14 protein-coding genes are annotated in these 12,920 nt (G+C 65.5%); 8 read left to right on the top strand and 6 right to left on the bottom strand.

Annotated features, from left to right (window positions below):
• The first annotated feature begins 163 nt into the window (after positions 1-163).
• From recA to A5790_RS03770, 3 genes are all read left to right on the top strand, one after another.
• A complete protein-coding gene (recA, locus tag A5790_RS03780; protein ID WP_066841448.1) occupies positions 164-2,308 on the top strand; it encodes an intein-containing recombinase RecA in 2,145 nt (714 codons plus the stop codon).
• Positions 2,274-2,798: a recombination regulator RecX gene (gene recX, locus A5790_RS03775; RefSeq protein ID WP_066841447.1), complete on the top strand. Its 525-nt coding sequence runs from the start codon at positions 2,274-2,276 to the stop codon at positions 2,796-2,798. Before recA ends, recX begins: the two co-directional genes overlap by 35 nt.
• Before the next feature lie 86 nt (positions 2,799-2,884).
• Positions 2,885-3,706, top strand: coding sequence for a TIGR03560 family F420-dependent LLM class oxidoreductase (locus A5790_RS03770; RefSeq protein ID WP_066841446.1), 822 nt, complete (start codon positions 2,885-2,887; stop codon positions 3,704-3,706).
• Here A5790_RS03770 and A5790_RS03765 read toward each other — a convergent pair whose 3' ends face one another.
• The 4 genes from A5790_RS03765 to A5790_RS03750 are packed head-to-tail and all read right to left on the bottom strand — an operon-like array spanning position 3,707 to position 6,862.
• A complete protein-coding gene (locus tag A5790_RS03765) occupies positions 3,707-4,588 on the bottom strand; it encodes an amino acid ABC transporter permease (RefSeq protein WP_066841445.1) in 882 nt (293 codons plus the stop codon).
• On the bottom strand, positions 4,585-5,268 hold the full coding sequence (locus tag A5790_RS03760) for an amino acid ABC transporter permease (protein WP_066841444.1): 684 nt from the start codon (positions 5,266-5,268) through the stop codon (positions 4,585-4,587). The genes A5790_RS03765 and A5790_RS03760 overlap by 4 nt, the downstream gene beginning before the upstream one ends.
• A 27-nt stretch (positions 5,269-5,295) precedes the next feature.
• A complete protein-coding gene (locus A5790_RS03755; RefSeq protein WP_066841443.1) occupies positions 5,296-6,117 on the bottom strand; it encodes a glutamate ABC transporter substrate-binding protein in 822 nt (273 codons plus the stop codon).
• Between the two features lie 16 nt (positions 6,118-6,133).
• Positions 6,134-6,862 carry an amino acid ABC transporter ATP-binding protein gene (locus A5790_RS03750; protein WP_066841537.1) on the bottom strand — a complete coding sequence of 243 codons (729 nt, stop codon included), beginning with the start codon at positions 6,860-6,862 and terminating at the stop codon, positions 6,134-6,136.
• 157 nt (positions 6,863-7,019) lie between these two features.
• Between A5790_RS03750 and miaB the strand changes: the two genes are divergently transcribed.
• Positions 7,020-8,573: a tRNA (N6-isopentenyl adenosine(37)-C2)-methylthiotransferase MiaB gene (miaB, locus tag A5790_RS03745; RefSeq protein ID WP_066841442.1), complete on the top strand. Its 1,554-nt coding sequence runs from the start codon at positions 7,020-7,022 to the stop codon at positions 8,571-8,573.
• Positions 8,561-9,169 (top strand): hypothetical protein, encoded by a 609-nt coding sequence (locus A5790_RS03740; RefSeq protein WP_064395272.1) that lies wholly within the window; start codon positions 8,561-8,563, stop codon positions 9,167-9,169. Before miaB ends, A5790_RS03740 begins: the two co-directional genes overlap by 13 nt.
• 29 nt (positions 9,170-9,198) lie before the next feature.
• Here the strand turns inward: A5790_RS03740 and A5790_RS03735 are convergent, their stop codons facing one another.
• Complete coding sequence (locus A5790_RS03735) at positions 9,199-9,720, bottom strand: hypothetical protein (protein WP_066809181.1); 522 nt, start codon at positions 9,718-9,720, stop codon at positions 9,199-9,201.
• A 380-nt stretch (positions 9,721-10,100) separates the two neighbouring features.
• On the opposite strand from A5790_RS03735, the gene A5790_RS03730 reads away from it, so the two are divergent.
• From A5790_RS03730 to A5790_RS03720, 3 genes are all read left to right on the top strand, one after another.
• Positions 10,101-10,958: a SigB/SigF/SigG family RNA polymerase sigma factor gene (locus tag A5790_RS03730; RefSeq protein ID WP_082693878.1), complete on the top strand. Its 858-nt coding sequence runs from the start codon at positions 10,101-10,103 to the stop codon at positions 10,956-10,958.
• A gap of 14 nt (positions 10,959-10,972) precedes the next feature.
• Positions 10,973-11,299, top strand: coding sequence for a hypothetical protein (locus A5790_RS03725; RefSeq protein WP_231984613.1), 327 nt, complete (start codon positions 10,973-10,975; stop codon positions 11,297-11,299).
• Between the two features lie 91 nt (positions 11,300-11,390).
• Positions 11,391-12,470, top strand: coding sequence for a S1C family serine protease (locus A5790_RS03720; RefSeq protein WP_231987584.1), 1,080 nt, complete (start codon positions 11,391-11,393; stop codon positions 12,468-12,470).
• Here the strand turns inward: A5790_RS03720 and A5790_RS03715 are convergent.
• Positions 12,467-12,904, bottom strand: coding sequence for a lipoprotein LpqH (locus A5790_RS03715; RefSeq protein WP_064395275.1), 438 nt, complete (start codon positions 12,902-12,904; stop codon positions 12,467-12,469). The two genes, A5790_RS03720 and A5790_RS03715, sit on opposite strands and share 4 nt — an antisense overlap.
• Between the last annotated feature and the right edge of the window lie 16 nt (positions 12,905-12,920).

The following is a 12,920-nucleotide window of genomic DNA, read 5'->3' as shown; positions in this document are numbered from 1 at the left end:
CTAGAGTCGAACAGGTGTTCGTCTACTGTGGGCGGTGTTCGACGGCTAGATGCTGCTGGTCAGGCCGACCTGTCCCGACTTGTCGGTGGCTGCCTCTAGCGTCACGGCCAACTGATCGAAACCGATCACCGAACAGCTAGACATCCGAAGGACGGAGACCACCATGGCGCAGGCACCCGACCGCGAGAAAGCCCTCGAGCTGGCCCTCGCACAGATCGACAAGAACTTCGGCAAGGGCTCGGTGATGCGGCTCGGCGAAGAGGTCCGCCAGCCGATCTCGGTCATCCCGACCGGTTCGATCGCCCTGGACGTGGCGCTCGGCATCGGCGGCCTGCCGCGCGGCCGGGTCGTCGAGATCTACGGTCCTGAGTCCTCGGGTAAGACCACCGTGGCGCTGCACGCGGTCGCCAACGCGCAGGCCGCCGGCGGAATCGCGGCGTTCATCGACGCCGAGCACGCGCTGGACCCCGAGTACGCCAAGAAGCTCGGGGTGGACACCGACGCGTTGCTGGTCAGCCAGCCCGACACCGGTGAGCAGGCGCTGGAGATCGCCGACATGCTGATCCGCTCCGGCGCGCTGGACATCCTGGTCATCGACTCGGTGGCCGCACTGGTGCCGCGCGCGGAGATCGAGGGCGAGATGGGTGACAGCCACGTCGGTCTGCAGGCCCGGCTGATGAGCCAGGCGTTGCGCAAGATGACCGGCGCACTGAGTAATTCGGGCACCACCGCGATCTTCATCAACCAGCTTCGCGAAAAGATCGGTGTGATGTTCGGGTGCGGATCCTGGTACACCAATGTCACGCTGGCCGACGGCTCGACGGAGAAGCTCGGCAAGATCGTGAACCAGAAGATGGATGTCGAGGTACTGTCCTACGACTTCGAATCCGGGCAGATCGTGCCTCGCAAAGTGACCAATTGGTTCAACAATGGGAAGACCGAAGAGTTCCTGCACTTCAAGGTCGATAGAGCGGGAGGCGGGACAGGACGCGGTCACGCAAGTTTGGCAATGACTCGCAATCACCTCATTCGCACCCCAGGCGGCTGGCGCGAGGCCGAAGACATCTGTGTGGGTGACCGTGTGATGTTGGCGCAACCGAGCTTGCTCAGTGATCAACAGTGGGAAGTCATCCTCGGCTCCTTAATGGGTGATGGATGTTTAGCATCGCCAGTACGGCGTGGATCTGAGTCGGCTCGATTCCGTATGGGACACGGTGCGAGGCAAGCGGAGTACCTCGACTGGAAGGTTTCTCTGCTTGAGAACATTCCGCATTGCCGGTCGACCAATGAGAAGGGGACAGTATTTGCCGACTTCACGCCCCTTGCTGAGCTCCACGAGTTGCGCTCAGCGGTGTACCTCGGCGATGGCAAGAAATTCCTGTCGGAGGAATATCTTAAGGCCCTTACGCCGCTAGCTCTCGCGGTTTGGTACATGGACGACGGCTCATTTACCTTGCGTTCCAAGGGGTTGCAGCAACGTACACAGGGCGGTAGCGGTCGAATCGAAATCTGCGTGGAAGCGATGAGCAAGGGCTCGCAAGAGCGACTTCGTGATTATCTGCGGGACACTCACGGACTCGATGTGCGACTGCGGAACGCTGGTACGGCTGGAAAGGCAGTGCTGGTCTTCTCTGCGCAGGCTACCGTGATGTTCCAGGAGCTAGTCGCACCGTTCGTGCATCCCTCGTTGGCATACAAGCTGCTTCCGCGCTTCCGTGGACAATTCAAAGTCGAACCACAGTTTGTAGATCCGACGATGCAGTTGATGCCGGCATGCGTCATGGAAATCGAGTCGAAGACGGACTATCCGATTATGAGCCGCTATGACATCGAGGTCGAAGGATCCCACAACTACTTCGCCGACGGCGTCATGGTGCACAACTCACCTGAGACAACAACGGGCGGAAAGGCTTTGAAGTTCTACGCCTCGGTCCGGATGGATGTCAGGCGGATCGAGACCCTCAAGGACGGCACCGACGCGGTCGGTAACCGCACCCGGGTCAAGGTCGTCAAGAACAAGGTTTCGCCGCCGTTCAAGCAGGCCGAGTTCGACATCCTCTACGGCAAGGGCATCAGCAAGGAAGGCTCGCTCATCGACATGGGTGTCGAGCAGGGCTTCATCCGCAAGTCCGGCTCGTGGTTCACCTACGAAGGTGAGCAGTTGGGCCAGGGCAAGGAAAACGCTCGCAGCTTCCTGCTCGAGAACGTCGAGGTGGCCAACGAGATCGAGAAGAAGATCAAAGAGAAGCTCGGCATTGGCGCAGTGGTGACCGATGACGAAGTCCTGCCCGCCCCGGTCGACTTCTGAGGCCTCGCGCGAGGAGCAGGCGCGGAACGTGTGTCTGCGCCTGCTCACTGCGCGAGCGCGTACCCGCGCCGAACTGGCCGGCCATCTGGCCAAGCGCGGCTATCCCGAGGACGTCAGCGACAAGGTGCTCGACCGGCTCGAACAAGTCGGCCTGGTCGATGACGCCGACTTCGCCGAACAATGGGTCCGATCCCGGCGAGCGAACGCAGGCAAGGGGCGACGGGCGTTGATCGCGGAGTTACGGACCAAGGGCGTCGACAACGACGTCATCGATGCCGTGCTGGCCGAGGACGACCCTGCGGCTGAACGCAACCGCGCCGAACGTCTGGTGGCCGACAAGCTGCGCCGCGAGAAGTTGGCCGACGGTGACGATGCCAAGCTGGCGCGCCGCCTGGTCGGGATGCTCGCCCGCCGCGGATACAGCCAGACGATGGCGTTCGATGTCGTGAAGATCGCGTTGGCCAACGAACGCGAGCGCCGTCAGGTCTAGCACCGGAAAGTCAGAGCGAGGGCTCGAGGCGTCGGTGCACAGCGTGGCCGGTTGCAATGAAATGGCCGACCGCGTAGGCACATTGCATGCAGGTATCCGTCAAGCTGGCTCCGACCTTCGACTATCCGGTCCTCGAGCGGTTCTGGCGGGCGGCCGACGATCTCGGTTTCCCGGCGGTGTGGAACTACGACCATTTCTACGGTCTGGTCGATCATGCGGCACCGACCCACGAGGGCTGGACGAGTCTGGCCGCGATGGCCGTCGTCGTGCGCCGCGCCCGGGTGGGCTGCCTGGTCACCGGTGTCACGTACCGCAACCCCGCGGTGCTGGCAAAGATGGCCGTCACCGTCGACCACATCTCCGGTGGGCGACTGGATTTCGGGCTCGGGGCCGGCTGGCACGAGGGTGAGCACCGCGGCTTCGGCATCGACTTCCCACCGCCGGGACAGCGGGTCGCGATGGTCGATGAGGCGCTCACGGTGATCCGCAGGCTCTGGACCGAAGAGGCCGTCGACTTCACCGGCCGCTTCTTCACGCTGCAGCAGGCGCGCTGCGACCCCAAACCGCTCCAGCGTCCGCATCCACCGATCGTGGTCGGCGCGTCACAGCCGAAGATGTTGCGTGTCGCGGCAAAGCACGCCGACGAATGGAATATGCCGAGTACCTCGCCCCAGGAGTGGGCGGCGGCCAGCAGCGGGCTCGACGACGCGTGCGCGGCGGAAAGCCGTGACCCATCGTCGATCCGACGGGGCGTGCAGTTGTTCCTGTATCCGGACCGACCCGATCAGGTCGACGCCCAGCTGGACTCGCTGACCGAGTACGACCGACTCGGCTGCCCGCACGTCGTGTTGTCCTTCTATCAGCCGCCCGACGATGAATTGCTGGCCAGATGCGCCGAACTGGCCTGATCACACGGCTTTTGCGCCCGGTGCGCCTTCCTGTTCGACGGCTTCGGTCTCGAGCGGCGTGGGGCCGCGACGCGAACGTCGCATCCGCGCCTCCACCCGGGTCGCCACCCAAGACAGGGTGAAGTTCACGGTGATGATCAGCAACGCGACCACGATCAGCGCGGGCAGCAGATTGCCGTATGCGGTACCCATCTGCACGCCCTGGCGCACGAGTTCGAGGAAGGTGATGATGTAGCCGATCGCGGTGTCCTTGAGGACCACGACGAGCTGCGAGATCAACACCGGCAGCATCGACGTGATCGCCTGCGGCAGAAGGATCGAGCGCATCGTCTGGCCCCAGGTCATGCCGAGGGCGTAGGCCGCTTCGGACTGTCCGCGGGGCAGGGCGTGGACTCCGGCCCGCACAATCTCGGCGATGACAGCGCCGTTGTAGAGCGTCAGCCCGGTGATGACCGCTGCCAGCGCCAGATACTTGGACGGAAACATGTCGTAGGCCGCGTACAACGCGAACGCGAACAGCATCATGATCAGAACCGGCACGGCACGGAAGAATTCGACGATCACCGCGCACGGCCAGCGCAGCAGGCCATGCGTCGAGAGTCGACCCACGCCGAGCAGCAGACCGAGGATCAGCGCCAGCACGATCGAAACCCCGGCGGCTGTCAACGTGCCTTGCACGCCGGGCAGAACGTACGTCCGCCACAGATCGGCCGTCAGGAACGGCTCCCATTTGGCCGCCGTGAGCTGATCTTTGGCCGCCATCTGCACGAGGACCGCGACCAGGACGAGCGCGGTGACCACGATGACGATCGCCGACACCACCCAGTTACGGACGCGCGCCCGCGGTCCCGGCGCGTCGAAGAGGACAGAAGCGGTACTCATCTGTTGACCGCCATCCGTTTGCCGAGCCAACCGAAGAACAGCCCGGTCGGCAGTGTGAGGACGACGAAGCCGGCAGCGAAAATCGTTCCGATGGTGAGGATCGCCGCGGTGTTCTCGATCATCTCCTTCATCAGCAGCGCGGCTTCGGCCACGCCGATCGCCGAGGCGATCGTGGTGTTCTTGGTCAAGGCGATCAACACCGACCCGAGCGGAATGATCACGGCTCGAAAAGCCTGTGGCATCAGGATGAGTCGCAAATTCTGTCCGAACGTCAACCCCAGCGACCGGGCCGCCTCGGCCTGGCCCAGCGGCACGGTGTTCACCCCGGAGCGCACCGTCTCACATACGAACGCCGCGGTGTACAACGCCAGGCCGAGCACTGCCAGACGAAAGTTGCTGTCCTCGATGGACGTTGGCGAGTTCGGGTCGACCAGCGTGATCCCCATGGTCCCCGCCAACCCGAACGAACAGAACAGGATGATCAGCGTCAACGGCGTATTGCGCACCACGTTGACGTATGACGTCCCGAGCCAGCGAAGCACCGGCACCGGTGCCAGCCGCATCGCGGCCAGCACCGTACCGAGCACCAGCGCACCGATGCCCGAGTAGACCGTCAGCTGGATCGTCGTCCAGAACGCCTCGACGATCTGGCCGACGGTGTAACCGGGGAGAACCTCCACATGACCTCCTAGCGCGGGGGAGGTCCGTCAGCTCTGGTTGATCTGCGGCGGCTTCGGCGCGGGGATGCCCGCGGCCCCGAGGTTGTTGTCCCAGGCCTTCTTCCAGGCGCCGTCCTGCTCCATCTTGGCCAGCGCGTCGTTGATCTGCGTCAGCAGCTCGGAATCGCCCTTCTTCAAACCGATCCCGTACCGCTCCTCGGAGAAGGTGCCGCCGACGACCTTGAACGCGCCCGGGCTTTGGGCCGCATAGCCCGCCAGGATCACCTCGTCTGTCGTCACCGCATCGATCGCGCCGTTCTTCAACGCCTCGACGCACGCCGAGTATGTGTCGTACTGCTGCAGCTGTACACCGGAGTACTTGTCTTTGATGCGTTGCGCCGGTGTCGAACCCGACACCGAACACAGCTTCTTGTTGTTCTCCAGCGACGCCTCACCGGTGATGTCGGTGTTGTCGGCGCGCACCAGCAGGCTCTGCCCCGTGATCAGATACGGCCCGGCGAAGTCGACCTTCTGCTGGCGTGCGTCGGTGATCGAGTACGTCGCGACGATGTACTTCACCTGACCGTTCTGGATCAGCGTCTCGCGCTGACCCGAGGGGGCTTCCTTCCACTCGATCTTGTCCTCGGGATAACCGAGTTGTTGGGCGACGTACTTGGCCACGTCGACGTCGAAGCCGCTCATGGTGCCGTCGGGATTCTTCAGTCCCAGCCCGGGCTGGTCGAACTTGGTGCCGATGACGATCGTGTCCTCGTCGCCCCCGCCGCATGCGGTCACAGACAGAGGCAGCGCGACGGCGAGCGCGAGCGCTCCCAGAACGCGCTTGGAAACGCGCTCGAATTTCAGAGGCATTGGAGATTCCTTTCGACTAGTGGTGAAGGATCTTGCCGAGAAAGTCCTTGGCACGGTCGCTTTGCGGGTTGGTGAAGAACTGCTGGGGTTCGGCCGCTTCGACGATCGCGCCGTCGGCCATGAACACCACCCGGTTGGCCGCGCCGCGGGCGAAACCCATTTCGTGCGTCACGACCAACATCGTCATCCCGTCTTTTGCCAGCGACGTCATCACGTTGAGCACTTCGTTGATCATCTCGGGGTCCAGCGCGCTGGTCGGTTCGTCGAACAGCATCACCTTCGGGTTCATCGCCAGAGACCGTGCGATCGCCACCCGCTGCTGCTGCCCGCCGGACAGCTGCGCGGGGTACTTGTCGGCCTGGTTGGCGATACCCACGCGCTCGAGCAGCTGCATCGCCTTCTCTCGGGCCTCGTTCTTGGACTTCTTGCGCACCTTCATCGGAGCCAGCGTGACGTTCTCGAGGATTGTCTTGTGGGCGAACAGGTTGAAGGACTGGAACACCATACCCACGTCGGACCGCAACTCGGCGAGCTTGCGCCCCTCCTCGGGCAGCACCTCGCCGTCAATCGTGATGGTGCCCGAGTCGATGGGCTCGAGCCGATTGATGGTGCGGCACAACGTCGACTTGCCCGAGCCCGACGGACCGAGCACCACGATCACCTCACCGCGCTCCACCTCGAGGTTGATGTCTTTGAGCACATGCAGGTCGCCGAAGTGTTTGTTGACAGCCGAGATCGAGATCATGGGCACGCTTGCCTGAGTCGGATCGACCTCTTTTCCGTCCGACTCGCTGATCTTCATGGGTGCAGACCTTACCGAGGGAAGGGCATGCCTGCCCGGAACTCGACAATCCGCCCGGGTCCGCGCACCGCCCGGTCCGTACGATGGGGCCGTGACTTCGATGGTGACGCGAGAGGGAGCGGCCGAGCGGGCCGTTCGCCCGCACGCGACCGACGAGTCCTCGCATGCGCCGGCGACAACCCGCACATACCAGGTCCGCACCTACGGCTGCCAGATGAACGTGCACGACTCCGAGCGACTCTCGGGGTTGCTGGAGGGCGCCGGATACCAACGCGCCGCCGAGGGCGAGGACGCCGACGTCGTCGTGTTCAACACCTGCGCCGTCCGTGAGAACGCCGACAACAAGCTCTACGGCAACATCAGCCACCTGGCGCCACGCAAGCAGGCCAACCCGGATATGCAGATCGCCGTCGGCGGCTGCCTGGCGCAGAAGGACCGGGCCGCCGTGCTGGACCGGGCGCCTTGGGTCGACGTGGTGTTCGGCACCCACAACATCGGCTCGTTACCCACGCTGCTCGAGCGCGCCAGGCACAACAACGCGGCCCAGATCGAGATCGTCGAGGCGCTACAGGAGTTCCCGTCGGCGCTGCCCCCCGCGCGCGAATCCGCATATGCCGCTTGGGTGTCGGTGTCGGTGGGCTGCAACAACACCTGCACGTTCTGCATCGTGCCCGCCCTGCGCGGCAAGGAAGTCGACCGACGGCCCGGCGACGTGCTCGCCGAGGTGCGGACCCTCGTCGAACAAGGCGTGCTCGAGATCACGCTGCTCGGCCAGAACGTCAACGCCTACGGCGTGTCCTTCGCCGACCCCGAAGAACCGCGGGACCGCGGCGCGTTCGCCAAGTTGCTGCGCGCCTGCGGTGGCATCGACGGGCTCGAACGGGTGCGGTTCACCTCACCGCACCCCGCGGAGTTCACCGACGACGTGATCGCCGCGATGGCCGAGACACCGAACGTGTGCCCGACGCTGCACATGCCACTGCAATCCGGATCCGACCGCATCCTGCGGGCGATGCGGCGGTCCTACCGCGCCGAGCGCTACCTCGGCATCATCGACCGAGTCCGCGTCGCGATACCGCACGCGGCGATCACCACCGACCTCATCGTCGGTTTTCCGGGTGAGACCGAAGAGGACTTCCAGGCCACGCTCGACGTCGTCGAGCAGGCGCGGTTCGCCAGCGCGTTCACCTTCCAGTACTCCAAGCGGCCCGGCACCCCCGCCGCCGAGTTACCCGATCAGGTTCCCAAAGCCGTTGTGAGCGAACGCTATCAGCGTTTGATCGACCTTCAGGAGCGGATCTCCCTCGAGGAGAACCGCGCTCTGGTCGGCCACACCGTCGAAGTCCTGGTGGCTGCCGGTGAGGGCCGCAAGGACGCCACGACGGCCAGGATGTCGGGTCGGGCCCGCGACGGTCGCCTCGTGCACTTCAACCCGCAGCGACTCGACATCCGCCCCGGCGACGTCGTGACCACGACCGTGACCGGTGCCGCTCCGCACCACCTGATCGCCGATTCGGCCGTGCACACCCATCGGCGCACCCGGGCCGGCGACGCCCACGCCGAAGGCCGGCGCCCGCGCACCGGCGTCGGCCTGGGCATGCCGGGCATCGGCGCGCCTACGACACCCGCTACCGCGACGGGATGCACACGGTGACGGCTCCCGACGACAACGGTTTTGACGAGTTCAAGGGCGACATCGAGGCCGTCGAGCGGCGCGTCGCGGGCGAGATCGACCCCGGCGCACGAGCTCTGGTGATCGCCATCGGGGTGTTCGTGCTTCTGGTGTCGTTCATCCTGCCGCACACCGGCGACGCGCGCGGTCTGGATGTGCTCCTCGGCGGCGAAACGGCGCTGCGCGAGGGGATCACCCTGCCGTTACGCGTATTCGCTTGGCTGGTACTGGTGTTCGGCGTCGGCTTCTCGATGCTCGCCCTGCTCACCCGGCGCTGGGCGCTGGCTTGGATCGCGCTGGCGGGTTCCACGGTGGCGACGCTTCTCGGTTTGTTGGCGGTGTGGTCGCGCCAAACCGCCCCCGACCGCTACCCGGGACCGGGCATCGGGCTGATCATCGCGTGGATCGCGGTCGCGGTCGTGACGTTCCACTGGGCCAGGGCGGTGTGGGCGCGCACCGCGCTGCAGTCGGCCGCCGAGGAGGAACGGCGCAGGGCCGCCGCGGAGCAACAGAAGAAGGGTCTGCTCGAGAACCTCGACGACGACAACGGCTCGACCGACGGCTCGACCGACGGCTGACCTACCCCACGGCGGCCACACCGAATGGCCTACTTCTGAGTGGGACAGGCCTCGATCGGAACCTTCATCACGAGGTCGCCCTGCTTGTCGAAGTGAAACGTCATGTCCACCGACTTGCCCGGCGTCGCCGATTCCCGAAGCCCCTCGACTCTGGCCGTGAAGGGGTAGTCTGCGGCGCCGTCGGTGACGTCTTCGATCGGTTGGCCGGCGGCGATCGACGTCTCGGGCGGAATCTGCAGCGTCGCATCGGGAGAGAGCCGAATCGCCTCGGCGGCGGGCGTCTCGATGCCGAGCAGGCGTTCGGGCTCGGTGATCCGGTTGTTAGTCACCGTGAACGTGAGCGCCGCCGCATCGCCGACCTGGATGGCGCACGACCCCGGTATGAAGCGCGGCACGATGAAGGCATTCTCGACCGACGTCGTCTCGGTCTCCGAACCCGCGCCCCGGTTCGACGAGTCCATGTTCGGATCGCCGCCGCAACCGGCGACCAACACGCTCGTCACCAAACCGGCCGCCGCAACGCGACGCCGTGAAACGGTAAGTGTCTTCATCTGAGTTGCCTATCTTGCGGCAAAGCATGCCGGCGAGTCGAAGTGCGGCAGGCACAGCCAGTCGACCCGGAAGTGGGATCGGCGAGGTCTTCCACTCGCGGAGACTGGGCTTTGGTCGGGTCAACGGTGAGAGCTTGCATGGTGAGAAGAGTTGCCCGCGAACCGCGTCCCTATACGTTCGGCGGCCGACCGGCGCACTGGGCCCACTGCGCCTACTTCTGTTTGCTGAATTTGCGAGTCCGGGTTCACGGGTTCTTATCAGATTCCTTTCAGGTTGCGTTATTCCTGCGCCGATAGTCTGCACTTACAGGTCGGTCGACAGCACCCAGTCGAACGGTGGACGGGCCGGCCCGACGTCAATACCGAGAGGGGAGGCCGTCATGGTATCGGCCCTGCTGGAGGCTGCCAATCGCGTCGATTCCGTGGAACCGACGGGCGACACGGGCGCGGCGGGGACTCACGAAGACGACTACGACGACGTGCACCCGCAGTGCTGCGAGCTGCGCCGCACGCCGGAGGGGGCGCGACGGGACTCGCTTCGTTGCAAGATCATCACCAGATGTTTGCCGCTGGCCGACCATATCGCGGGCCGCTTCGCCGGCCGCGGCGAATCGGCCGACGACCTGAGGCAGGTGGCCCGGCTGGGCCTGATCAAGGCGATCGACCGCTACGACCCAAGTAAGGGGCCGTTTCTCGGCTACGCCGTACCGACGATCATGGGCGAGGTTCGCCGCCACTTCCGCGACCACACGTGGGTCATACACGTGCCCCGCAGGATCAAGGACACCCGCCAGCGCGTGCGCGCCGCGATCGGTCCGATGTCACAGCGTCTCGGCCGAGCGCCGACGGCCACCGAACTGGCCGCCGAGCTCGGTGTCGACCGAGACGAGGTGGTGCAGTCGGTCGACGCGGCTGTCGCGTACCGACCGTCGTCACTCGACGCGGCGGCACCCGGTGATGGGAAATCCGAACCGGCCGCCGCACGGCAGGGCCTCGACGACCCGCGCTACAGCAGCGTCGAGGACGCGCTGACCGTCGCCGGACTGGTGAGCACGCTCACCGAGCGTGAACGGCTGATCCTGCGGCTGCGGTTCTGTGAGAACCTGCCGCAGAGCCAAATCGGCCGGCGCCTCGGTGTTTCGCAGGTACAGGTATCGCGGCTGCTCGGCGCGACGCTGGAGCGGCTGCGGCAATCTTGCCGCGAGGAATCCGCGGCAATGGGTATGTCAGGTGCATGATTGTGCTACGGATAGTGCTTTTCGTTGGTGTCGTCGCGGCGATCGTCGGCGTCGCGGGCTTGTTCACTCCGGTTTCGGCATCACCCGAGAATCTGACGATCGAGTGCGGCAGCGCCGTGGCGCCCGACTTGTCCGCCGCCCGCGCGCACGACGACGGCAGCGCAGCCAACATCCCGGTTCCCGGTGGGGTGGTCGCCGACACCGACTTCACGCGGCTGTGTCAGATGAATCTCGAAGACCGGCGGATATGGACGATCACGCTGGCGGTCGCCGGTGTCGTTGCTGCCGCCGGCGCGCTCGTGCTGGGTGCTCGCTGGAAGCGAGCCAAGCGGTCCCCCTAGCCGGCCCGTGCACCGCCTCGGCAGTCCGAGCCGCTGCTATCGCCGGCGGCCGGTCCGTGCCGTGTGCATACTGAAATCAGGAGGTAAACCTTTGCAGACCAGGCATTTTCGTGTCGGAGCGGCCGCCGCGGCAGCTCTCGTCGCGGTCGCCGGATGCACGCTGCAGTCCAGTCCACAGGACGCGTCGACATCGGCTCCGGCGTCGACACCGACTCCGGCGGCGACGCCGTTGACCGAGGCTTCTCCACCTTCGGCGCTGGACCGCACCGGCTACGCCGATCTGGTGGAACGCGTCAGTCCGAGCGTGGTGACGGTCGAGCGCGACGGCGGTGTCGGCAGCGGCGTGGTGCTACGCCCCGACGTCGTGGTGACCAATGCCCATGTCGTCGGCGACGCCCGCGAAGTGACCGTCATAACCGCCGACGAGGAACGTTCGCCCGGCGTCGTGGTGGGCACGGACGAGGTGACCGACCTGGCCGTCGTGCGCACGCAAGGCCAGGACATGCCGGTGCCGCGGTTCCGCGAAGATCTGCCCCGGCCCGGCGAGGTCGCCGTCGCGATCGGGAGTCCGCTGGGGTTCCAGAACTCCGTGACCGTCGGCGTCATCTCGGGTCTGCACCGGGACATCCCCGGCTCGGCGGCGAAAACTCAGTCGTTGGTGGATTTGATCCAGACCGACGCGCCCATCTCGCCGGGTAACTCCGGCGGCGCCTTGCTCGACGCCGAGGGACGGGTCGTGGGGATCAACGAGGCGTACATTCCGCCGGCGGTGGGCGCGGTGTCGTTGGGGTTCGCGATTCCCGCGGCAACGGTGCTCGATGTGGCGAATCAACTCCTCGCCGACGGCGAAGTCACGCACCCGTACCTCGGTATCTCCCTGGGTCGGCTGACCCCGGCGATCCAGCAGCTGCGGGGTGTGCAGGTCGACGGCGGTGCGTTGGTGACCAGCGTCGATCCCGGCGCACCGGCTGCCCTCGCGGGGCTTCGGCCCGGCGACGTGATCGTCGAGTTCGCCGGCAAACCGGTGCATTCTGTCGAGGACCTACTGGGTGGCTTGCGCCAGACGCAGCCGGGGTCCGAGCAATCGATGATGTTCATGCGCGGGGGTGACCGTGAACAAACGACGGTGACGATCGGTTCGCGCACGGGCTCACTCTCGCGACCGGGCTAGCATCCGGCCGTTATGTCGAAGGCCGCTGTCGCTGGGCGGTGAGGGTCGTCGGCGAAGTACCCGTACCCGGTGCCGCTGATCGTGATTCGGCCGTTGTCGCGGGTTGCTCGCAGTTGACCGACGCCACCGGTCCATGCGGAACCGGTGAACCCGCCGAGGTCGCGGATCTTGACGACCTGCGCGTCGGGGCCGTCGTCCGTATCGACGATGGCCGTGAAACCCCTGTCGGTGTCCCCGCTTTCGATGGTCAGCAGCCACTTCACCTTGGCGCAGCTGACGTAGTACCGATCACCGGTGGGATGCGAGTTGATGGACATCGTCGCGGTGCCGCCCATGGGGTCGGGTGAAGCCGGCGGTGCGGAAGAGCAGCCGGAGAGCCCCGCGGTCAGCAACAGTGCTGCCGCGGTGCGCGCGACGCTGACATCTTCGACCATGACCGGACCTTCGGGA

The organism is Mycobacterium sp. 852002-51152_SCH6134967 (genome assembly GCF_001667105.1).
Lineage (GTDB): Bacteria > Actinomycetota > Actinomycetes > Mycobacteriales > Mycobacteriaceae > Mycobacterium > Mycobacterium neumannii_A.
The sequence above is the reverse complement of the archived record's forward strand: the minus strand, read 5'-3'. Positions and strand labels throughout refer to the sequence as shown.